At 42.0% G+C, this 23,750-nt stretch carries 20 protein-coding genes; 10 read left to right on the top strand and 10 right to left on the bottom strand.

Annotation, left to right across the window (positions count from 1 at the left end; translation table 11 throughout):
- Window positions 1-404 precede the first annotated feature (404 nt).
- The 7 genes from rpmH to IEZ33_RS19895 all read left to right on the top strand — a co-directional run bounded on the left by rpmH (window position 405) and on the right by IEZ33_RS19895 (window position 7,423).
- Complete coding sequence (gene rpmH, locus IEZ33_RS19925) at window positions 405-539, top strand: 50S ribosomal protein L34 (RefSeq protein WP_191601716.1); 135 nt, start codon at window positions 405-407, stop codon at window positions 537-539.
- Window positions 540-547: 8 nt separating this feature from the next.
- Complete coding sequence (gene rnpA, locus IEZ33_RS19920; protein ID WP_191601715.1) at window positions 548-946, top strand: ribonuclease P protein component; 399 nt, start codon at window positions 548-550, stop codon at window positions 944-946.
- 92 nt (window positions 947-1,038) lie between these two features.
- Window positions 1,039-2,691 (top strand): membrane protein insertase YidC, encoded by a 1,653-nt coding sequence (gene yidC / locus IEZ33_RS19915; RefSeq protein WP_191601714.1) that lies wholly within the window; start codon window positions 1,039-1,041, stop codon window positions 2,689-2,691.
- Between the two features lie 426 nt (window positions 2,692-3,117).
- Window positions 3,118-4,080 carry a dihydrodipicolinate synthase family protein gene (locus IEZ33_RS19910; RefSeq protein ID WP_191601713.1) on the top strand — a complete coding sequence of 321 codons (963 nt, stop codon included), beginning with the start codon at window positions 3,118-3,120 and terminating at the stop codon, window positions 4,078-4,080.
- On the top strand, window positions 4,068-5,021 hold the full coding sequence (locus IEZ33_RS19905; protein WP_191601712.1) for a 4-hydroxyproline epimerase: 954 nt from the start codon (window positions 4,068-4,070) through the stop codon (window positions 5,019-5,021). The genes IEZ33_RS19910 and IEZ33_RS19905 overlap by 13 nt, the downstream gene beginning before the upstream one ends.
- Before the next feature lie 97 nt (window positions 5,022-5,118).
- On the top strand, window positions 5,119-6,372 hold the full coding sequence (locus IEZ33_RS19900) for an NAD(P)/FAD-dependent oxidoreductase (RefSeq protein WP_191601711.1): 1,254 nt from the start codon (window positions 5,119-5,121) through the stop codon (window positions 6,370-6,372).
- 31 nt (window positions 6,373-6,403) lie between these two features.
- Window positions 6,404-7,423 (top strand): Ldh family oxidoreductase, encoded by a 1,020-nt coding sequence (locus IEZ33_RS19895; RefSeq protein ID WP_191601710.1) that lies wholly within the window; start codon window positions 6,404-6,406, stop codon window positions 7,421-7,423.
- 132 nt (window positions 7,424-7,555) lie between these two features.
- On the opposite strand, the gene IEZ33_RS19890 is transcribed toward IEZ33_RS19895, so the two are convergent.
- The 9 genes from IEZ33_RS19890 to manD form a co-directional block, all read right to left on the bottom strand.
- On the bottom strand, window positions 7,556-9,070 hold the full coding sequence (locus IEZ33_RS19890) for an aldehyde dehydrogenase (NADP(+)) (protein WP_191601709.1): 1,515 nt from the start codon (window positions 9,068-9,070) through the stop codon (window positions 7,556-7,558).
- Window positions 9,071-9,320: 250 nt separating this feature from the next.
- Complete coding sequence (locus tag IEZ33_RS19885) at window positions 9,321-9,992, bottom strand: GntR family transcriptional regulator (RefSeq protein WP_191601708.1); 672 nt, start codon at window positions 9,990-9,992, stop codon at window positions 9,321-9,323.
- A gap of 218 nt (window positions 9,993-10,210) precedes the next feature.
- Window positions 10,211-11,392: a mannonate dehydratase gene (uxuA, locus tag IEZ33_RS19880; protein WP_191601707.1), complete on the bottom strand. Its 1,182-nt coding sequence runs from the start codon at window positions 11,390-11,392 to the stop codon at window positions 10,211-10,213.
- An 11-nt stretch (window positions 11,393-11,403) separates the two neighbouring features.
- Window positions 11,404-12,867 (bottom strand): mannitol dehydrogenase family protein, encoded by a 1,464-nt coding sequence (locus IEZ33_RS19875; RefSeq protein ID WP_191601706.1) that lies wholly within the window; start codon window positions 12,865-12,867, stop codon window positions 11,404-11,406.
- Window positions 12,868-12,895: 28 nt separating this feature from the next.
- Window positions 12,896-14,170 carry a TRAP transporter large permease gene (locus tag IEZ33_RS19870; protein ID WP_191601705.1) on the bottom strand — a complete coding sequence of 425 codons (1,275 nt, stop codon included), beginning with the start codon at window positions 14,168-14,170 and terminating at the stop codon, window positions 12,896-12,898.
- Entirely contained in the window at window positions 14,170-14,715 is a 546-nt protein-coding gene (locus tag IEZ33_RS19865; RefSeq protein WP_191601704.1) for a TRAP transporter small permease, read from the bottom strand. Before IEZ33_RS19865 ends, IEZ33_RS19870 begins: the two co-directional genes overlap by 1 nt.
- A 66-nt stretch (window positions 14,716-14,781) precedes the next feature.
- Window positions 14,782-15,738 (bottom strand): TRAP transporter substrate-binding protein, encoded by a 957-nt coding sequence (locus IEZ33_RS19860; RefSeq protein ID WP_191601703.1) that lies wholly within the window; start codon window positions 15,736-15,738, stop codon window positions 14,782-14,784.
- Between the two features lie 45 nt (window positions 15,739-15,783).
- A complete protein-coding gene (locus IEZ33_RS19855; protein ID WP_191601702.1) occupies window positions 15,784-16,806 on the bottom strand; it encodes a Zn-dependent oxidoreductase in 1,023 nt (340 codons plus the stop codon).
- A 6-nt stretch (window positions 16,807-16,812) separates the two neighbouring features.
- Window positions 16,813-18,024: a D-mannonate dehydratase ManD gene (gene manD, locus IEZ33_RS19850; protein ID WP_191601701.1), complete on the bottom strand. Its 1,212-nt coding sequence runs from the start codon at window positions 18,022-18,024 to the stop codon at window positions 16,813-16,815.
- 169 nt (window positions 18,025-18,193) lie between these two features.
- Between manD and IEZ33_RS19845 the strand changes: the two genes are divergently transcribed.
- Window positions 18,194-18,964: an FCD domain-containing protein gene (locus IEZ33_RS19845; protein ID WP_240009584.1), complete on the top strand. Its 771-nt coding sequence runs from the start codon at window positions 18,194-18,196 to the stop codon at window positions 18,962-18,964.
- A 23-nt stretch (window positions 18,965-18,987) separates the two neighbouring features.
- On the opposite strand, the gene IEZ33_RS19840 is transcribed toward IEZ33_RS19845, so the two are convergent.
- A complete protein-coding gene (locus IEZ33_RS19840) occupies window positions 18,988-19,926 on the bottom strand; it encodes a LysR family transcriptional regulator (RefSeq protein ID WP_191601700.1) in 939 nt (312 codons plus the stop codon).
- Window positions 19,927-20,388: 462 nt separating this feature from the next.
- Here IEZ33_RS19840 and IEZ33_RS19835 point away from each other — a divergent pair, with 462 nt between their 5' ends.
- Both IEZ33_RS19835 and IEZ33_RS19830 read left to right on the top strand, forming a co-directional pair.
- A complete protein-coding gene (locus IEZ33_RS19835; protein WP_191601699.1) occupies window positions 20,389-22,278 on the top strand; it encodes a methyl-accepting chemotaxis protein in 1,890 nt (629 codons plus the stop codon).
- A 400-nt stretch (window positions 22,279-22,678) separates the two neighbouring features.
- On the top strand, window positions 22,679-23,707 hold the full coding sequence (locus tag IEZ33_RS19830; RefSeq protein WP_191601698.1) for a TRAP transporter substrate-binding protein: 1,029 nt from the start codon (window positions 22,679-22,681) through the stop codon (window positions 23,705-23,707).
- Window positions 23,708-23,750: the final 43 nt, after the last annotated feature.

Below are 23,750 nucleotides of genomic sequence, written 5' to 3'. Positions count from 1 at the left end.
TTTTGTTAATAACACAAACACTTATGCACAGCTGTTTACGACTTCATTTCTATGTGCATATGTATTCTTGTTATCAACAGGCAACGGAATCGTTTTGTTATATTTTGTGCACAGTTTTTTAACGTATAAGTGGTTGAAAATTAATACTATTAAGTTAAAAAAAACAAGGCCTGTGCATAAATCAAGAAGGATTAAAAAATGGCACGGTAAATCCCCCACTAAAGTCTGTGTATAATTAGTTGAATAACATTGTGTGTAATTATTTAATACGAAAGCGTTAATATTTATTGATCTATTTAAAGAATTTCATTAAAATCCGCCGCCTGATTTTGAATCAAATTGTAGAGGCTTGGCTAAGGCTAACCCTCAAAACTGAAACACTGCTTCAGTGAGAGAAAATAGAGATGAAAAGAACATTTCAACCTAGCGTTCTAAAACGCAAACGTAATCACGGTTTCCGTGCTCGTATGGCAACGAAAAGTGGACGTCAAATCCTAAATCGTCGTCGTGCTCGCGGACGCAAGGCTCTAAGCGCATAATCCCGCTTATGACCGACTTTTGTTTTCCCCGGCAAGTCAGACTCCTGACCGCTGGGGATTATAAAACCGTATTCGATCATACTACCTCGAAAGTTTTTGCCGGGGAATTCCTTATATTAGCGACAAAACGCAATGATGACCTAGCAAGGTTAGGATTGATTGTTGCTAAAAAGACGGAAAAAAGAGCGGTTGGAAGAAATCGTATTAAACGTTTAGTACGTGACTCATTTCGCCATCACAAATTGGATCTTGCAGGATTTGATATTGTGTTTCTGTCCCGTCAAGGAATTAAAGACATTGATAACGCTACTTTATTGAAAAGACTTGATAAAGCCTGGGGTCAAATCGTCAAAAAAACAAAGAATTCCTCCAAAAAACCAAAAGACTCCCCTTTAAAGCAAAAATAGGCTGAAAAAACAGCAAAAGACTGCTTTAATAGCGCGTGTTTTTAAAAGGGTTCTTTTGAACCTGTTGTCTAACCAATAATTAGTTGAATACCATGGATTTCAGACGTTACTTTTTATGGGGTGCGCTTTTTGTCAGTGGCTATATGCTGTTTTTACAGTGGAACCAAGATTATGGTTCTTCGTCTACTCAAAACGTTGCCCAAAGCTCTCAATCAGCTCCTTCAAATACAACCGCTAATAGTAGCGATATTCCTTCTGCTATTGTTACTGCCACTGCAAGCTCGGAAATTCCGGGAACCGTTTCTGTCGTCGAATCAGGTGAACTAATTAAGATCACCACCGACACTTTAGAAGTTGGTATCAATCCAGTTGGTGGCGACATCGTTAGTGCTTCTCTCTTAAAATACAAACGCGTTATTGATGAAGATGACCCATTAGTTATTTTAGAGAATACGGCGCAGCGTATTTATGTGACTCAAAGTGGTCTTATCGGCCCTAACGGACCCGATGCATCAAAAGAAGGTCGCCCTGTATACAGTGCAGAAAAGACGTCTTACGAATTAAGGTCCGGTGATGGTTCCTTAGACGTTAATTTGTATTTCACAGATTCTTTAGGTGTTCAATATACTAAGACATTCCGTTTTACTGAGGGTGACTACAAAATCCGCCAGTTGATCACGGTTAATAACCTGTCTGACTCGGCTTGGAAAGGTAATTTATTTGCTCAAATTAAGCGTGATAATTCCGAAGATCCAAGCTCTTCAACCAGCTTAGGACTGCAGCCTTATTTAGGTGGTGCGATTTCTAACGAAGAAACGCCTTATTCTAAAATATCCTTTTCCGATATGGCTGAAGAACCTGTAAAAGTGTCTTCAACAAAAGGTTGGGTAGCATTACTTCAACATTATTTTGTGACCGCGTGGATTCCAGAACAAGGTCAAACCTTTATTCTTCAAGCGCGTAAAAATAATGATTTTAACCTAATTGGCTTTTCAGGTTCGGCCGTTGAAATTTCAGCTGGTCAACAAGGGACATTGGCATCGACATTTTATGTCGGTCCAAAACTACAAGACCAACTTGCAGCCACAGCTGAAAACCTAGACTTAACCGTTGATTACGGTTGGTTATGGTGGTTAGCTCAACCTTTATTCTGGTTACTGACAGCGATCCAATCCGTTGTTATCAACTGGGGTGTCGCCATTATCTTAATCGTAGTCTGTGTAAAAGCCGTCTTCTTCAAGCTTTCCGCAGCGAGCTATCGTTCGATGGCAAAAATGCGTAAGTTTGGCCCTGAGCTAACACGTTTACGTGAACAACATGGCAGCGACAGGGCAAAAATGTCAGCGGCTATGATGGAACTTTATAAGAAAGAAAAAATTAACCCTCTTGGTGGGTGCTTGCCCATTCTAGTACAAATGCCTGTTTTCTTATCTTTGTACTGGGTATTAATGGAAAGTGTCGAGTTACGTCATGCGCCATTTATGCTTTGGATTAATGATCTATCTTACATGGATCCCTACTTTGTTTTACCAATCCTAATGGGTGTCAGTATGTTAGGTCAGCAAATGTTGAACCCAACACCGCCAGACCCAATGCAAGCACGTATTATGAAAATCATGCCAATTGCGTTCACATTCTTTTTCTTGTGGTTCCCAAGCGGTTTAGTATTGTATTGGGTATGTAACAACACCTTGTCGATTATTCAGCAATACATCATTACCAAACGTATTGAAAGAGAAGCTTAAACAGCACTTTTAAATCGTTAACAAGGGCTCACATTGTGGGCCCTTTTTTATTTATGCCACTATCGATACGCCCTTTTAACATAGGGTTATCATCCTTCCACATCTAGCCTTCTTTATCTTGATGCTTCATGATTATGTTTCCATTTACTTGCCGACCCTCTATTAAGAGTCTGCCTGTTTTTTAGGCATTTAGATCTTACCAAAGACGTTTTCATTAAAATAAAAGTATTTCAGAGTATTTTGTTCCTAATCAGAACATCAAAATTGATGATATAAAACATCATCTTAGATGGGCTATCATTCTAAAAAGTGACATTTTATTAGGCGCTAACCCAGTCCTTGCTTATTTAATTTATCTATCTCTATTGACGATTAAACAGACAAGATGTATTTTGTATCCAATATCCCAAAATAGAGACAAACAAAATGAACAAAGACATTTTCAATGGTGTAATTCCCGCTCTAATGACGCCATGCAAAGCCGATCGTACTCCAGATTTTGATGCTTTGGTTAAAAAAGGCCAACAGATGATGGCAGCGGGTATGTCTGGTGTGGTCTATTGTGGCTCCATGGGTGATTGGCCATTATTAACCGATGAACAACGTATGGAAGGTGTGGCTCGTTTGGTCGAAGCAGGGATTCCAGTTATTGTGGGGACTGGTGCAATTAATACAAAATCGGCTGTAGCTCATGCCGCTCATGCAGAAAAAGTGGGGGCAGCTGGTCTAATGGTTATTCCTCGGGTTTTATCTCGTGGCTCAGTTATTTCAGCACAAAAAAATCATTTTAAAGCGATTTTAGAAGCATCACCTTCGATCCCATCCATTATTTACAATAGCCCTGTATACGGCTTTGAGACGCGTGCTGATTTATTCTTTGAATTACGATCAGAACACAAAAATTTGATCGGTTTTAAAGAGTTTGGCAGTAAAGAGGCTATGCGTTATGCTGCAGAAAATATTACGTCTAAAGATGACCAGGTTTTACTGATGGTGGGTGTTGATACCGCAGTATACCATGGTTTCGTTAAGTGCGGCGCTGTTGGTGCGATTACAGGGATTGGCACAGCATTGCCAAAAGAAGTGCTATTACTCACCAAGCTGTCTAAGCTAGCCGCCACAGGAAACGCCGAAGCTCGTCTTCGAGCACAAGAGTTGGAAGAGTCTATGTCCGTTCTTGCCAGTTTCGACGAAGGCCCTGAACTTGTCTTATTCTTTAAATACTTACTCGTATTAAACGGTGAAGAAGAATATAGCTTACACTTCAATGAAACAGATCAATTAAACGATGCACAACGTAAATACTGCGAAGACCAATATAATTTATTTAAAAAGTGGTTCACTGATTGGTCTCAACAAGGTGGAGTAATATCAGAATGCTTATTGTAGATAGCCATACAGAAGGTGAACCTACTCGAGTTATTTTAGAAGGAGGCCCTGATCTTGGATCAGGGCCTTTATCTGATCGGGCAAGGCGCTTAGCGACAGAATTCAAAGATTTTTATCGATCTACTGTTCTTGAACCCTATGGCCAAGAAGCCATGGTAGGCGCATTACTTGTGGAACCAACAGACCCGGAGTGCATTACTGGGGTGATTTATTTTGATGCGGCGGCCGTTATCGGAATGTGTGGTCACGGAACGATAGGCGTCGCGGCCACACTGGCGCACATTGGAAAAATCCGTGTCGGTACCTACAAAATAGAAACGCCAGTGGGTATTGTGGAGATCACTCTCACAGATAAAAACACCGTTACCATGAGAAACATAGACAGCTATCGTTATAAAAAAGACGTATCCGTTGCTGTAGAAGGCGTTGGCCTAATAACAGGTGACATTGCATATGGTGGTAACTGGTTCTATATGATAAACGACTGTCCAATCAAGGTCACACCAAACAATATTCGATCACTAACAGAGCTTGGTATCGCCACTAGAGAAGCCCTATATGCGGAAGGCATTGAAGGTGAAAATGGAGGGATCATAGATCATATTGTTTTTTTTGGGCCCGCGCTAACGACTAAAGGCCATACTCGAAATTTTGTCTTGTGCCCAGATAACGCTTATGACCGTTCTCCCTGTGGCACCGCCAGCTCAGCTCGTTTATCTTGCTTAGCCGCCGATAAAATATTAGCGCCAGGAGAAAAAATCTATCAAGAAAGTACGATTGGTAGTGGGTACACACTAAGTTATCAACCCTCTAACCGCCTCAATGCACCATTAGGAGCCGTCGTACCATCCATCACCGGACAAGCGTTTATTACACGAGAAGCAAAGTTAATTCATAACCCAAATGATTCACTTCGACATGGTATTACGACTGTCGAATAAAATTATATGGCTCAATTTTGACATAGGTATTGATACATTTAGCCACACAATCACCCGTTAACAGATACTTTCTTTACCACTAGGAGATGGAACCCTCATGAGCAATCTCATATCCCACGATGTTATTGTCATTGGTGCCGGTATTATTGGTATCAGCACAGCCCTGAAATTGCAGACGGAAGGCAAGCAAGTATTAGTCATTGATCGTAAAGGCATTGCAAAAGAAACGTCGTCAGGCAATGCGGGGGCATTTGCTTTTGCAGACGTAATCCCCCTTGCAACACCTGGCATTATGCAAAAAGCACCTAAGTGGCTGCTAGACCCTCTAGGTCCCTTGTCTATCCATCCCGCTTATGCCGTAAAAATTTCACCTTGGATGATGCATTTTTGGCGATCTAGCTGGAAAGACCGATATGAAAATGCTCTTGCGGCACAGGCAACACTCATGGATTTATCCAAAGCGGCGCTTGAACGCCAAATACAGTCTGTTGATGGGGAAGCATTAATACGTAGAGAAGGGCAATTACAGCTTTATGAAGGCGAAAAAGAGTTTAAAGCAGCCCAACCGAGTTGGGAGGTTCGCAAAAAGCACGGCGTCAAGTTCGAATTTCTAGAAAGCCCAGAAGCCATTGCCAAGATCCAACCCGGTATTGATTCACGATTTACTCATGCCGGCTTCACTCCAGAATGGAAAAATGTTGTCCACCCTGCTCAGTGGACTCAATATCTGGCCGATGCGTTTAAAAAGTTAGGCGGTGAAATTGCGATTGCAGACGTCCATTCAATTAAGTTGCAAGCCGAAACTGTGCTGGTAAAAACTAGCCAGTCAAATTATCACGCAAGCCAAGTGATATTGGCAATGGGAGCGTGGTCTAAAGCCCTAGCAAAGTCTCTTGGTGATAATTTACCTCTTGACACAGAGCGAGGGTACAACACCACGTTACCCTCAGGTGCTTTTGACCTAAAAACACACATCAGCTTCAGTAACCATGGCTTTGTTGTATCCAAAGCAGGTGAAGGGGTTCGCATTGGTGGGGCGGTTGAACTGGGAGGACTGTACCTCAAACCAAACTATAAGCGCGCTGATGTTCTTCTCAATAAAGCGGCATCGTTCTTACCTAAATTAAAAACCGAGGGTGGAACACAATGGATGGGGTTTCGACCTTCCATGCCAGACAGTTTACCTGTTATAAGCTACTCTTCTTTATCCACACGTATCATTTACGCATTTGGGCATGGGCATTTGGGCCTTACACAATCCGCCGGAACCGCTGAGTTGGTTGCTGACCTTATTTTTGGTCGCCAACCACCCATCCCCCTCGAACCTTACTCAGCACGACGCTTTAATTAATGTCGTGTTAATGCATTTATCAGGAGACACTATGAAAGACTCTGTTACTTTGAGCTTAGGCAAAGTACGCGAACTAAGTGAAGGTATTTTAATGGACAATGGTTTTAACCAAGACCATGCACGCTCGATCACAGATATTATCTATACTAACCAATTAGGTGATTGCCACTCTCATGGTCTTTATCGCTTATTTATGTGCACTGAAAGCATACAAGCGGGTCGTGCTAATGGCGCGGCCACACCCACCATTACTGATGCGGGCCCTGCGATTGTTCGAGCCAATGCAAATGACGGTATTTCTTTGCTCGCCTTTCAAGAAGCCTTGCCTTTACTAATAGAAAAAACCAAGAAGAATGGTATCGCCGCACTTGCTATCAACAACTGCTTCCATTTCTCAGCGCTTTGGCCAGAAGTAGAGAAGTTATCGGAAGCGGGATTAGCCGCCATGGCGATGTTACCAAGTCATGCATGGGTCGCGCCTGCTGGTGGCACTCGCGGCACATTGGGTACAAACCCTTTTGCTTTTAGCTGGCCAAGGCAGGGAAAAGCCCCTTTTACTTTTGATTTTGCCACCAGCCAATTTGCACGTGGTGAAATAGAACTTCACCGCCGAGCTAATAAACCCTTACCAGAAGGTGTGGCGATTGATAAAGACGGTCGCCCTACAACCGATCCAGAAGCCGCGATGGCCGGTGCTATGCTGACATTTGGTGCTCATAAGGGTTCCGCTTTATCTATCATGATTGAGTTATTGGCAGGCCCTCTTATTGACGATTTGACAAGTAAGGAAAGTATGGCCGCCGCAGAGGGGAGACTAGAAGCACCTTACCACGGTGAAATCATCATCGCTTTTGATCCAAACTTATTTAGCGGAGGCAAAGCGGCCGCTAACGATGAGCGGGCAGAGCGTTTATTCGCCGATATCCTTGATCAAGGGGCTCGCCTTCCATCACAACGTCGTCAAGCCGCCACTGAGCATAACCTAGCACGTAATGCGGTAGATATTCCGCAAGCACTCTATAACGACTTACTCAAATTACGAAAAAAATGAGAGCGTTAAGAGCCCATTTTCAATCCATCATTAACCACTGGATATAAAAGGCCCCCCCATTAATTGGATAGTCCAACTATTGGGGGGCCATTCAGACTCCGCTTTTTTATGAATCAAGTATTCTTGAGAACATTAAACAAGATCTGCAGGTAATAAAGAAACTGGAATATCTTGATAACATACAGGACGTAAGAATCGGCGAATTGACATTGTACCGACAGACGTCGCACCAAAATTAGTCGATGCTGGATATGGACCGCCGTGCACCATACTGTCACAGACTTCAACACCCGTAGGAAAAGCATTCGCCAGTATGCGGCCAGCTTTACGCTCTAATACTGGAATAAAGCGCTTTGCATCATTGATATCCGATTCTTCAATATGAAGGGTACAGGTTAACTGTCCTTCAAGGTTTTGAGCCACTTGTTGCATTTCTTCTAAAGAAGCGGCTAATACAACAACGCCTAGTGGGCCAAACACTTCTTCTGCTAATGACCCATTCAGCAACCAATCTTTTGCAGTAGTCGTATAAAGGTAGGGTGTTGCATTGCGTGAATCACATGACGTCACCAACACTTCACGAACTCCGGAAGCCGCCGCTATACGCTTTTGACCGGCACGGTATGCTTCAGCTATACCGTCTGTTAACATAGTTTGAGAAGGTACAGAAGATAGTGATTCAATCGTATTAGACACAAATAAATCGGCGTCTTCTCCAGCCAGTAATACCGCAACGCCAGGGTTAGTGCAAAATTGTCCCGCCCCCATTGTTAATGAACCAGCCCAACCCTTAGCAAGTTCTTCACCACGATTTGAAACGGCATCAGGGAATAAAAACATTGGGTTAACAGAACCTAATTCACCAAAAAAAGGAATCGGTTCAGGGCGAGAGGCACATAAATCAAACAGAGCTCGGCCACCCGCTAAAGAGCCAGTAAAACCTACCGCTTTAATCAATGGGTGCTGTACTAAAGCCGAGCCTACGTCACGGTTTCCTCCTTGAATAAGACTGAATACACCAGCAGGCATACCACACTTTTGAATAGCGGCATAAATCGCTTCTGCGACAATTTCACCCGTTCCTGGGTGAGCACTGTGTCCTTTAACAACCACAGGGCAACCTGCCGCTAAAGCCGCTGCGGTATCACCTCCAGCCGTAGAAAAGGCTAAGGGAAAGTTAGATGCACCAAATACAGCGATAGGGCCTATAGGCCTCTGTATTAGCTTGAGATCCGCTCTTGGTAGTGGCTGACGTTCTGGTAACGCCGAATCATGACGTTTATCAAGATAATCACCCTGAAGAATGTGCTCCGCAAACAATCTCAGTTGACCACATGTTCGACCACGCTCTCCAATGAGACGCGCTTCTGGTAGACCTGTCTCCGAGCAACCAATAGCAGTGATGTCATCACCACGGGCGTCTATTTCGTCAGCAATCGCATTTAGAAACTCAGCTCTTACTTCTCGAGAAGAGTACCCGTACTCCAGAAAGGCTTGCTCAGCGGCTTCAACAGCCACATCAACATCCGCTAACCCGCCTTTTGAAAATGAATGAGCTTCACCAAACGCAGGAGAAGATGCAAACTTTTGATCAGATTCTACCCATTGACCAGCAATTAAATGTTTACCATGTAACATGAAAGCCATGTGTTCTCGCTCCATTCGTGTGTGTTTAAAAAAATTCTAAGTTAAACCTAATGGATATTGTATCCAAAATTAGAATTTGTTCAAGCTATTACAAAATAAGAGCACAGTCGCCATGAGGTTGAGAGACCTGGAAGAAGTGTAAAGTCGGTTTTACAGCAAGAATTAAAGGCAAAATACGGAAGAAGGAGACATTGGAAAGAGCGGATTTCAGTCGGCATCTCTTTCCAATAAACGTGATTCTATAGATCGATTATTGAGCACGAGTCGAGGTAATTAATTCTAAAATTTGCACTTTAGTATTTTCTAAATGTGAGCTCAACAGATCGGCGGCCGCGGTTATATCACCTTTACGAGCGAACTCTAATAGGCCTCTATGATCATGTTCAGCATTGTCCGCTTTTCTTAGTTGATCAATATGCATACTCACATAACGATTGGCTTGCAAGCTCACCCGCTCAAGTAATTGCATTGTCAGCTTTTGATGCGCCGCTTCATACAAAACACCATGAAACTGAGCGTTTAATGGCCCCCAATCGGCCACATTTCCAGCCGCGTAAGAGGCTTCCATTTCCTCTAATAAAGCATCACACTGGGTAAAATGATGCTCTGTCATAAGTGGGATAGCTCGTTTAAACAGATTGATTTCTAAAAGCTTCCTAACATCGAAGATTTCAGCAATTTCATCTAAAGAATGCTTGGTAACCGTAGCACCTTTATTATTCGTAAAAACAACCAGACCTTCTGAATCCAATCTTTTTAAGGCTTCTCGTACAGGCATTCGAGAAACATCGTACTCTTCAGCCAATAATTCTTGTCGAATAAGTTCACCTTCGGCAAGGTCTCCTGATAGAATTCTATTACGTAAATCTGCGACAATAACATCAGGTAAACTCTGACGTACGACAGCTCTTTTTTGAGCCAATGTGCTACCCTCTCACTCAAGTTTAATAACATTACCGTTAACAAGACTCATGATTTCGACAATTCAAAATCTCTTATTAATGGATAATAAATACGCGATGCATTATACGCAAAAATACCCAGTTCGGGCGCTTTCTTAAGTGAAATAGCCAAAACCTAATGATATATTCATGCGGCTTTCTCACTGTCTTTAAAAAATCACTTAACATTATCCCTTCCTTAAATCACAACGTATTTTTTCAAAGCGAATTCAACACCTCTAATTTCAGCGAGCCCTTTCATTCGACCTAAGGCAGAATACCCAGGTTTGGCGTCTCGACGTAAATCATCCATAATTTGGTGTCCATGATCTGGACGCAGTGGAATCTTTTTATCAATACCTAGGCGTTTTCGACGCTGCTCTTCTTTGAGTAGCACTAAAATCACATCCGAAATATCCGTATTACCTTCCAAATGCGATGCTTCGTGAAAACTTCCCCAAACCGCTTCTCTCTGAGTAGAGCGCAAATGGGTAAAGTAAATACGATCGGCAAAAGTGGTTGCCATATCACATAAATCATTGTCTTCTCGCACCCCGTAAGATCCAGTACAAAAAGTAATGCCATTCGCTGGCGAAGGTATACGCTGTACTAACCATTCTACATCTTGTTTGGTGGACACTATCCTTGGTAAACCTAGAATAGGTCGTGGTGGATCATCTGGGTGAACGGCTAAACTGACACCATAAGACTCAGCTACAGGGACTATATGGTCTAAAAAGAGAGCAAAATTTTCACGTAGTACATCCTTATCAATGTCATCATAAGCCGCTAAGGCCTCACGAAAATTATCTAAGGTATAGCTTTCTTCAGCACCGGGAAGCCCTGCAAGTATGGTATTGATCAGTTTTTCTTTTTGTTCATCGTTGAGCGCAAGAAAATGCGCTTCGGCGGCTTCAATCTCTTTATCATTGTAATTTTTTAAACTATTTGGGCGTTTTAGGATAAATAAATCAAACGCAGCAAAAGCGGTTTGGTCAAAGCGTAATGCTTTTGAGCCATCAGGTAAGGCGTAGGTTAGGTCTGTGCGAGTCCAATCCAATACAGGCATAAAGTTATAGCAAACGGTTTGAATACCGCAGTCCGCGAGGTTACGAATACTCTGAGCGTAATTTTCAATGTATTCTTTGTACTTACCCTTACGTTGCTTAATGTCCTCATGTACCGGAATGCTTTCAACAACAGACCAACGAAGACCCGCATCTTCTATTTTACTTTTCACTATCTGAATCGCGTCTATCGGCCACACTTCACCATTTGGAATCTCGTGCAATGCCGTAACAATGCCGGTTGCGCCTGCTTGGCGAATGTCTTGTAATGTAATGGAGTCATTAACTCCAAACCAACGCCATGTATGTTCCATAATAGACTCTCTTATTTATCTTTATTCTGAAAAGCGGTACGCATAACACGCTGTATGTTTTCGCCTGCTGACAACCTATCAACCAAGTTCAGTACTCGTTGAATCAAGGGGTGATTGGTAGACAAAGACGTCGGAAAAATATCATGGCGTTGTAACATGGCGGAGACTAAACCTTTTGAACTAGAACTATGTCGGTGTAAAAGTTCAAGTAATGCCACTTCTAAAGGGTCATTGATCTTCTGTTTTTTCTCTTTTGCTTGAGATAAGAAAACGATCCAACCCGCTATACCCAGTTCAATCGCTGGCGCAGGAAGAGATTTATTCTGTAATTCTATTAAGCCACTTAACCAACGTTGGGGCAGCTTTTGACTGCCATCCATGGCAATTTGTTGTAGCTGATGCTGCAAGCTGTCGTTATCAAAGCGTGCTAATAACTGTTGGCAATAGGTCGCTAATTCCGATTGGCTAAAGTACGGCAGTGTCGGTGCGACTTCTTGCATCATGTAGTGCTCAAGGAAAGCACGAATGTCTCTATCTTGCATGGCTTGAGCAACCGTTTGATAACCGGCAATATAACCGAGATAAGCCAACAATGAATGACTGCCGTTTAACATGCGTAATTTCATCATTTCATAGCTTGATACGTTATCCACCATCTGTACACCAGCGGATTCCCACTGAGGACGACCCGCTGGAAAATGATCTTCGACTACCCATTGGCTAAATTGCTCACACTTAACCACTGTTGGCTCACTGATCCCCGTGTCCGCTTGAATCATGATCAAGTCCTGCTCACTCACAGCAGGAACAATGCGGTCAACCATCGAGTTAGGAAACGCAACGGTTTTCTCAATCCAGTCAGCAAACTCGATATCTTGCATTTGCGCCAATGCAATCACAGCGCCTCTTGTTCGTTCACCATTATGTGGCATGTTGTCACAAGACAGCACGGTAAAGGGTTCGAAACCTTGAGACCGACGCTGTTTTAATGCGACTAAAATCAACCCCAATGCGGTTTTTGGTTGAGCAGGGTTCTGCAAATCATGCTGAATATTGGCATTATCAGTCAGAAGAGCACCTGATAAAGGGGATAGGTAATAACCTTTTTCCGTCACTGTTAACGTGACTATCTTTGTCGATTCAGATGACATTTGCGCGAGTAATCCAGCACATCCATCATTCGAACCACTGAAATAAGCGGTTTTAATGGCTTTAATTTCTCTAATCGCTACTGTCTTTGTATCCGCATATTCAACGACATGATAACGGTGTTTCGCCTGTTGCAACTGCTCTACTAATGAATAATTAGAGCGAATATTGGCACTGGCAATCATCCAATCACCACCATGTTGAGCAAGCGTTTTCTCAAGATACACCGCTTGATGCGCCCGGTGAAATGCCCCAAGTCCAATGTGCACAATACCAATTTCATGCTGATCTGGGTTTAGATCACTGTCTATATATTTTATTTTCATAAACAACCACTTATCTACTTGCTCGTTATCAATTTAATAAAGAAGGTAACCACAACGAAATTGCGGGAACATAAGAAACTAAAAGCAACACAAAAAGATTACACAAGAGGAAAGGCCAAATGGCTTTGACTATTGCTGTCATGGGTAACTCACTGATGCCAGCCGCCACAAAGAGGCATACGCCAACAGGAGGGGTTGTCAGACCAATTATCAAGTTCAGCACGGCCATTACTCCGAAATGAATCGGATCCATACCAATCCCTTCCGCTACTTTTAGCAATGTTGGAAAGAGGATAATCAAGGCGGCAATGGTTTCCATAAAACCACCCACAATTAAAAGCACGATATTAATGATGAGAATCACAACAAAAGGATTTTCACTGATATCAAAAATGGCACGCGCTAGCATTTGAGGGATTTGTTCGCTGGTTAAAATCCAACCAAACAAGTTCGCCATACCGACTAACAACAACAGACTTGTTGAGCTTAGAACCGTGTCCACCATCAACTTAGGCAGGTTTTTCCAAGTAATGCCTTTATATACAAACATCCCGACAACAAAGGCATATAAGCTTGCCATGATCGACGCTTCTGTCGGCGTAAAAAGCCCACCAATAATGCCGTATAGAATAATAAAGGTCATTAGGAGCGCCCAGAAAGCGCCTTTACCAACCACATAGATTTCTTTTAACGTGGCTCGCTTTTCACAAGGGTATTGTCGCTTAACCGCAATAATATAAGCGGTTACCATCATAGCGACACCGAGCATGATGCCTGGTACAACTCCCGCTAAGAACATTTTGCCTACTGAAATCCCACTCAATGAGCCAACAATAATCATAGGAACACTAGGCGGAATAATAGGGCCTATAGTTGAAGAGGCGGCCGTTACGGCCGCCGCAAAGGGTTTATCATAGCCACTTCGAGCCATTCCGGGGATCATCACGGCACCAATACTCGCTGTATCAGCGACGGCTGTCCCAGAAATACCACCAAAGATCATCGAACCACCGACATTAGCCAGGCCAAGCCCGCCACGAATATGGCCTAAAAGAGCATTACTAAAACGAATAATATAATCCGTGATATTGCCAACATTCATTAGGTTTCCAGCCAAAATAAAACCAGGAATACAAAGCAATACAAAAGAGTCCATGCCAGCATACAAACGCTGAGGCACTATGGTTAAGGGAATTCCAACCAACGTGAGGTACGATAAAGAGGCAATACCTAAGCAAAATACAATCGGAACGCCGACGATCAGTAACAAGAAAAACACCACAAACAACAAAATAACGTCCATTATGAAGAAACTCCTTGGTTATCACGATCAAGTAAGATCAGCAGAACGCTCATAAAGCTATAAAACGCTGTCAATGCGAAAAAAAAGCTCACCGATAAAAAAGCCCAATACATAGGGACTTCTAGTGCAGGAGAAGTCTGCCAGCGACCAATCTGGGCGTATTTAATCGCATAAGGAAGGATATAAAGAGCAAAGCTACCCGCGAGTAGGTGACAGAATATATGGTAGATTTTCGTCCAAACAGGGTTAAGTGCGGCTTGAAATAACTCTAAGCGCACATGACGATTTCGGCTAATCACCAAGCCTGAGCTTAAAACAATAAGATAAATGAATAAGTAACGAGACAGCTCTTCCGTCCAAATCGGAGAACTGGGTAACATGAAACGAGATACAACTTGTAATAACACTACAGCGATAATGCCAAGCAAAGCAGAAATAGCAAGCAAAGCGAATACACGGTCAACAATAGACAAAAAAGATCGAACGACACATTCAATCTTATACGTCATATTATTTTGGGGTTTATTTTGAGGTAAGGTACTCATCGCACTCTTCTCCATAGGGGCCTATTTTCGTACTCTAGACGAAAATAGGCGTCTTAAACGGACTATTTAGAGCTTTTTATAGAGTGCTAATTGTTCTGGAGTAAGCGCGTCTTGCACGGCTTTTTGGGCCGCGGCTTTAAAGGCATTAAGATCAGGGTCAACAAAGGTCATACCGCGTTCTTCTAGGATAGATCGAAGTTTTGCTTCATCTGCCGCAAACATAGCATGCTCATAGTTCTGCATTTTCTGACCCGCATCTAACACAATGTCTCGTAAGTCGGCAGGCATGTTATTTAGCTTATCTTGGCCTATAACAACATAAATCCAGCTACGAACATGACCCGTTAAATTGACGTATTTCTGTACTTCATAAAAGCTGGCACTGTTAATCAGACTAAGAGGGTTTTCTTGTCCATCAATTGTATTTTGCTGCAAAGCCGTAAACACTTCACTGAATGCCATTGGGATCGGTTTGGCGCCAAGCGTCTGCCATGTTTTCACAAACAAAGGCACGTTAGGTACACGTAATTTTAGCCCATCCAAATCACTTGGGGACATAATTTTACGATTAGATGTCAGGTGTCTAGGACCACGTTCAAACCATGCCATTGTTTTAAGGCCTGTTCGTTCAGCGATCTGGTCACTAATTTCTTTACCAACATCACCATTAACCGCTTTTTTCAACTGCTCTGAGCTAGTGAAAGCATAAGGAACGGCCATTAAAGCGGCTTTAGGCGCCCAATTTTGCAGCGACTCACCGGTGATGGTCATATCAGCCGTGCCAAGTTGGATACTATTGATTACATCCATCTCTTTACCTAATTGTTCATTAGGATAAAGCTTTACCTCGATGCGACCATTTGAGTCTGTTTCCGCCACTTTTTTAAATTCCAAAGCCGCTTTATGCCAAATGTTTTCTTCGTTTGCTGGGTAGCCAAACTTTAATGTGACATCGGCCGCTTGGGACATTCCAGACAACAAAATAGAAGACATTAAGGCCGCTTTTATCATTGGTTTGATCATAGGTAACTCCGTTTTTATTATTAGATTTACGTTTAAGGTTATTGATCACTCACTCATTTCAACAAGAATTTTGCGAGTCAATTCTGGGTGGTTTTCCATAAGTTGAATGCCATCACCCATGTCATTTAGTCCAATTCGATGGCTAATCAAAGCCAAAGGGTCTAAACGGCCTGAAGCGATCATATCGAGTACTTGAGGAAAACGTCGATTGTTTAAGCGGGAGCCCACAATCGTTAATTCTTTTTTAATCACTTCAATTTGAGCTAAATCACTTGGTGTTGAACTAAAGCCAAGCAGCCCGATACGTCCTGCAGGGCAAGCCATTCTTAGAATTTCAGGGAGTAAAGCGGGTATACAAGCCGCATCGGCAATAAGGGGTACACCTTCTCCTTTCGTCAATTTTTGGATACAATTTTCGACATTGTCACGCTGACTGTTAATGACATCGGTTGCCCCTAAGGATTTTGCATTTTCTAAGCGTTCATCAACAATGTCAGTCACAATGATTCGCTCTATTCCTATGGCTTTCGCCACTTGCACTATGGTCAAACCAATCACACCAGCGCCATACACCAGTAGACTATCGCCGGGAATTGGCTCCATTCGAGACAACACATTCGTCGCAATAGAATAAGGCTCGACTAAGGCCGCTTGCTCAAGCGTGACATTGTCAGGAAGTACCAAGACATTACTTGCAGGTGCACTGGTGAATTCTCCAAAGCCGCCATTACGGTGAACGCCAAACACTTGTAGATTCGCACAAACGTTAAAACGACCAGCACGGCAGGCATAACATTCACCACAGCTAATAACGGGATCAACACAGACTTGATCGCCGATTTTCACGTGGCTGACACCTTCGCCAACGGCGGCGACAACCCCAGAAAACTCATGCCCCGTAATTCGAGGAAACTGAACAAAAGGGTTTTGCCCATGAATGATATGCAGATCCGATCCGCAAATTCCGGCAAAAGCGGTTTTAATCAATACTTCTCCAGCCTCTGCGGTAGGCTGCTTGGTATCAATCAAAGCATAGTTATTAACACTCTCTACTTGAAACGCTTTCATAATTTTCTACCAATTCCACAAGGTGCCATCTTCTAGGCGATTGACCGGAAGATAAGCAGGTTTATAAGGGTATTTCGCGGCACGTTCTTCATCTATATCGACACCATGACCAGGAACCTCGCCAGGCGTGAAAAAGCCATCTTTAAATTCATAAGCATGAGGAAAAACTAAATCGGTTTCCTTGGTATGAGGCATGTGCTCTTGAATGCCAAAGTTCGGCACCCAAGTATCGAAATGCAGCGCAGCGCCCATACAAACAGGAGAGAGGTCTGTCGCACCATGGAAGCCTGTCTTAACATGAAAAATAGCCGCAAAGTCCGCGATACGACGCACATTAGTAATGCCTCCAGCATGAGAAATAGGGGCTCTAATGTAATCAATAAGGTGTTTTTGAATAAGGTCTTGGCAGTCATGCAGGCTATTAAAAACTTCTCCAACAGCCAGCGGTGTTGTTGTATGTTGGCGAATCAGTTCAAACGACGATTGATTCTCTGCCGGTGTACAATCTTCAAGCCAAAATAGATGATAGGGCTCGACGGCTTTACCTAATCGAGCCGCCTGTATCGGAGTCAATCTATGGTGAACATCATGTAATATATGCAAATCTTCACCGAATTCTTCTCGCACAGCCGCAAATAAAGAAGGCACATGGTTTAAATATTTTTCCGTTGACCAAACATGCTCATCAGGTAAATCAGAGTCCGCAGGTTCATAAGGCTTACCCACTTCTTTTGTTACACCATAGGTCGTAGCAACACCTGGTATGCCACATTGAACTCTAACCGCTTTGTAACCCAATTCGACATGTTTTCGAACTTCTTCAAGACAAGAATCAATATCAATTCCTGTGGCATGTCCGTACACCATCACTTTTTCTCGGCTTTTACCGCCCAATAATTGATAAAGAGGCATGTCCGCTAGCTTTGCTTTGATGTCCCATAATGCGACATCAACAGCCGCAATGGCTGTCATAGAAATAGGACCTCGACGCCAATAAGCACCGCGATATAAATATTGCCAAATATCTTCAATACGTTGTGGGTCTTTACCAATAAGAGTGGGTATAACATGATCTTCAAGATAGGAGACGACTGATTTTTCACGCCCATTTAATGTCGCATCACCGATGCCATGAACGCCTTCATCCGTTTCTATTTTCAAGGTGACAAGGTTACGTCCAGGGCATGTCACTATCACTTTTGCAGATCGAATTATCATGAAAAGATACCTAATTATTATTTTTGGCATACCAAAATACACATTAAAGCGTAAAATAACGCGAAAAAATGATTTAAACAAGTCTATTTAACTAAATTGGCATGCCATTTAAATGTTTTTTTGTCTATTCGTCATTAAAATATCGACTTTTTAATGGGGTTGCAGGAAAATGGCATACCAGATAATTTACAATACCATCACTAAGAATCATCCTATGGCAGAACGACTCTACAGAGAAATTGGCGAGAAAATTAAACAAGAAATTGCAAAATCAGATATTAATATTGGCGATAAACTTCCCACTGAGCGAGTTTATGCAGAACTATTTGGGGTGAGCAGAACCTTAGTTAGAGAAGCCTTTATTATGTTGGAAATAGAAGAACTTATAGAAGTAAGGAAAGGCTCTGGAAGCTATTTGAAAAATAATTTGTCTTCACAAACCGTCGATAAAGTCTCTGATGTCGGTCCTTTCGAATTACTCCAAGCAAGGCAAGTTCTAGAAAGCACCATTGCCGCTCAAGCGGCTCTTTCAATTACCAAAGCAGATATCCAGCAGTTGCAAGAAACGCTTGATCTTGAGGGTGCAGAGCTTAGCTCAGTAGAAAAATCCAATAAAGCGGACAGAGACTTCCATTTATTAATCGCGAAAGCCACTCAGAACACCTTATTACTCGATACGGTTACCAGAATTTGGGATATGCGAGACGGCAACCCAATGTGGCAAAAATTACATGCAAGAATTAACGACTCGTCATACCACGGTCAATGGATAGAAGATCATAAACAGGTCCTTTTACAATTACGAAAACGCAACGCTGAAGGCGCTAGAAAAGCCATGTGGCAACATTTAGAAAATGTAAAGCAAACCTTATTTACATTATCTGACACAGATGACCCAGAATTTGATGGCTATATTTTTGCTCACCCTAAAGATAAATAGTGGATAAGCCTGTTTCGACCGACTTAATAAGGCGCAACCACCAGCTCATCCACAGTTTGATGCAATACCTTGAGGAAAAGCTCCCTAGGTTTATTGGGTTGTGCTGTTTTTTTCGAAATAACCGCCACTCCCAACGTATAGGATCGTTCATTTGGGGCTACGACCGCTATGTCACCCTTTTCTAAATAAGGTTGTGCATAGGCTTCTGGTAAAAAGCCTATGTACTGGCCCGATAGAATAAGCGCTAACCGACTGTCATAAAAGTATGAAATAGCCGTTAAATTCATATGAGAGATTTGATGGCTAACCGCTTCATGGGGTTTTAAGCCAGCATGAGTAGCAGGAAAAATATCAGCTTGTTCGGATTGCTCGACTTCTGAAAGAGACGCGAGTGGGTGACTTTTACCGCAATACAGATAGCAGTTATCACTGTATAAGTGAACATAATCCAAACCATCCAACTTGCGATGATAAGGAATAAAACCAACATCAGCCTCATCATTTAAAATCATACGCTCAATATTCGACATGGAAGAAATATTGGTCGTAATTGAGACATCCAATGCTTCAATCGAAAAACGTTGAATCAATTCTGGAAAATGACTACGGGGATCAAGACTCACTTTATCTGAAAGAGCGATTCTCAACTTACCGGTCAAACTGGAGTTCAAATTATTCACTGTCGTGCGGAACTCATCCAGAGATTCAATTAGGTTTTCTGTCATTTTATAGATAATGACACCTTCCTCTGTAAGCGAAAAGCCCGCTCGTCCTCGCTTGCATAAAACCAAGTTAAGACGAGATTCTAGATTAGAAATATGTAAGCTAATGGTTGAACGACCAATATTAAGTGAGGTTTCAGCCGCAGAGAAGCCACCGCAATCGACAACGGTTTTAAACACTTTTAATTGCTTAATTTCGTAATCGCCTACCTGACCCAGTGAATAATTCTTGATACTCATCATTTCTCCTAATCTATCCAGACTATCTTAAAATTAAGAAAGCACCACTCATGTTTGCAAATAGGACACTCAAATTACCCAGTTAGCAATGCGTTATAAAGGTTTTCTTTTCACGTTGGGACAAAGTAATACATCGCAACAAGGTAATACATGGCAATTAACCTTGATTAGTTTGTTTGTCGTCTAACTTTACATTGATTCTTAACGATTCTATAGCTCTTCAGAGTCCTTTACTGTAAATAAAGCGAGTACAGTACGACACCATAGCAGTCGATCCATACTGGATTTAGGACGAATCAGCTCGTTTGAAAACCCTTAAGTTAAACTGTTCTCTTGCAGGTTATCTTAATGCTTCCAGCATACTTTTTAGGCCTGTTTATCTCGTGAAATTTAAACAGGCCTTTTTTTATGTTCCGTTAGCTTATTCCTTTGTGAATAAGTATCTGTCTAGAGGATATCAACATGACCATTGCTTTATCCGTACGTCAAAAACTCATTTCTATCGCTCTCCTAGTTTGCATCGGTTACGCTGGTTTTGGTGCTTATTCTGTCTATAACTTAGCGCAAATATCGCATGCCTCAAACGACGCAAGAGAGCTCAATGAACTCACAAATCAAGTCAAAAACCTAGAAGTATCATTGCTTAAATTCGAAAGAGAAATGACACAACTGAATAAAGACAATATTGATTTATTAAGCCAAGAGCTCATTGCTATAGAAAACAGTATTGCTAAAGGCTTTCTAATTAGACCCGATCTAATTGACAAAGTAGGCAAAGAATTACTTTTTCAAAATCAAACCGTCTTACCAAACTACCTTGAGCTCATTAACAATAACTTAACTACTCAAAAAAGCTTAGGTCTCAGTGGAGACACTGGAGCATTAGGGGAGCTAAATCAATCGGCCGCATTACTGGCAGAGCAACTTAAGCCTTTAGCGAACTTTGCGGCAGGCTTTAAAGAAGTACGCAACCTTGAAAAAGACTTTCTGGCTTACAGTGATGAGAACCACGCAAACAAATTAAAAGAGTCTATTAACACGTTAAAAAGCAACATTGATAATATCGGTTTTGGGGATGTCTTTAATCCCATGATTCAAACATACGAAGACGCATTAGCCCCGGTTATTGAGCTCTCAATTCGCTTGAATAATCATCAAAAAAACCTTATTCATCTGAGTAATAAGGTAACCAAATCCATCTATGAAAGCGTGTTGTATTTGCAAAATAATTTGCTCTCAAAAGCACAGGACCGTTCGTTAAGTACAGCAGAACAAGCTCGACAATCTTTGGTTATTGGTTGTCTGCTACTCGCCATGATTGTTGGCTTCGTTTTGGCTACTGTCATTCGTTCTTTAAACCGCAATTTAAAGGCCGTATTAGAAGTATTAACCGAAGTCGCTCAAGGGAAGTTAAAAGATCACAAAATAGAGACGAATCGCTCTGATAAAGATGAATTTCAACAATTACTGATTGCTTCAAATACTATGTCTAACGGGCTACGAGATTTAATCGGCCACCTTTTAGGGAGTAATAAGAAACTGGTGGCGACAGCAGATGAGCTTGATCACAGTATTAAAACCATTATTGGAGGCAGTGAAAGAATTAATATAAAAAGTGATACTTTAGCGTCATCAACAGAAGAAATTTCGGTCACAGCAGACAATGTTCTTAATATGACGTTAGCGGTACAAGACGCAACCCAAACCGCGCATGAATCCGCTCGTCTAGGCGTAACGGCCATGCAAGACGCCATGACCAGTATTAGCCATGTCTCCAGTACGATCAGTAATACCAATGAAAGTGTTTCTAAATTAGGCATTCAATCAAAAGAAATTGATCTGGTCATTGATCTCATTGTAGGAGTTGCCCAACAGACCAGTCTATTGGCTCTTAATGCGGCAATTGAAGCCGCACGCGCAGGAGAAGCAGGTAGAGGGTTTGCGGTGGTGGCCGATGAGGTCAAAGCATTAGCAGAACAAACAGTAAAGGCATCGGGAGATATTACCTCTCGAGTCGAAGCCATTCAGCAAGAAACTCAAGACGTTATTCAGTCTATGACTCTTAGCTTACAACAAGTAGAGAAAAGTAAGGTATTGGGTAAAAATGCGGTAACCACAATCCACCAGGTGGAACAAAATACCCAAGATGCTATGAACAATACCAGAGAAATCAGTCAATCCATAAAAGAAGTGGCAACAACCACATCGCAAATGGCTCACGATATGGATGGAATAGCGCTTGAGATAAAAGACAATTATCAAGCGATTCAATCAATGAAAACCGCAAATAAAAATGTTCATAATCAAGCCATCGAACTGACAAAGCAGATTTCACAATTCGAAATTTCGTAACTTTCACGGCAAAAAAAATCACCTTTACGCATTCTATAGAAACCAACGCACCGTTAAGGTGCGTTTTTTTCAGTCATTTAAATCCCTATAAAAAACCTTAAAAGTGTAAAAAAAGTGTACTTTTTCAATACCATAGGCACACTTCATTTTTATTAAAAAGAAAAAGAAAATAATAAAATAGCGCAAGAAATAAATATTTGGCATTTTATCAGTGCGTATAAAAATATCTATTTAGCTGATTTATAAGGGCTTTTGAATATTAATTTGTTTGACGAAAACAAAACTTTAGATGTATTTTGCGCGCTTTAATAGGCGTGGCCTTTTTGAAAGTATCGATAGCACAAGGTGTTATATTCGTAAAGAATATGATGTTTTATCATAATGGTTCACGAGGTGGTTCATGTTAAAGACTATAAAAAAAGTTAAAAAGCAACTGGTAGTCAGTTCTCTTGCTGTTGCTCTGGGTTTAAGCGCTGTTGCATCTACGGCCGCTCAAGCCGCTGAACACAACTGGCGTTTCGCCAACCTATATAGCCGTGGTTCAGCGTTTGGTGAAGTTTACGAAAGTCTAGGTAAAAACATTGAAACCATGTCCAATGGACGCATCAAGGTTCAAGTTTTGTACTCAGGTGAAGGGGTTGGATCTACTGGTATTTTTGGCGCAGTTAAAACCGGTCTGGTCACCATGGGAGCCACGTTCCAATCACTCAATGCGGGTGAACTGCCAGCAGGTATCGTTGAAATAGGCCTACCTGGTGGCACTGACAACGCAGCAGAATTGAGTACGTTATTCCATGAAAAAGGTTGGGCTCCGATTCTAGAAAAAGCATACGGTGATCAAGGTCTTGTTTGGTTAGATCCTTACATCCAACCAGCTGTTTACGTTATTTCTAAAAAACAAATCAACTCAATTGACGATTTTAAGGGCATGAAAATTCGTGCTCCAGGCGCTTACGGCAAATTCTTACGTAATCTAGGCGCTTCTCCAGTATCTTTAGCTTGGGGTGAAATTTACACAAGTCTTTCAACAGGCGTTATTGATGGTTCAATTGGTTCAAACCTAATTGATCACCGCGATGGTAACCACGTTGAAGTCGCTAAATACATGTACAAACTTCCTCTAGCGGGCGCACAAGTATTACCCATCATTGTTAATAAAGGTGCTTGGGCTAAACTGTCTCCAGATCTACAAGCGATTGTTAAAGCCGCCACAACCGTTCATGCTCAAGATCAGCTAAATAAATCGACTCTTTGGGAAACGCAAGCGCTTAAAGAAATGCAAGCTAAAGGTCTAGAATGGAGTCCTGAACCAAGTGCGGCTGACGTAGCGGCTTGGAAAGCGGCTGGAGCTAACCTTTGGGATGAGTACGCTGAAGCCGATAAATACAGCAAGCAGTTAATTGATGTTCTTCGTGCAGAAGCAGAATAATCAATAATATAGGTTAATGTCTATTTCATTATAGCCATATACA

This window comes from Marinomonas algicola, from assembly GCF_014805825.1.
Taxonomy (GTDB): Bacteria; Pseudomonadota; Gammaproteobacteria; order Pseudomonadales; family Marinomonadaceae; genus Marinomonas; species Marinomonas algicola.
The sequence above is the reverse complement of the archived record's forward strand: the minus strand, read 5'-3'. Positions and strand labels throughout refer to the sequence as shown.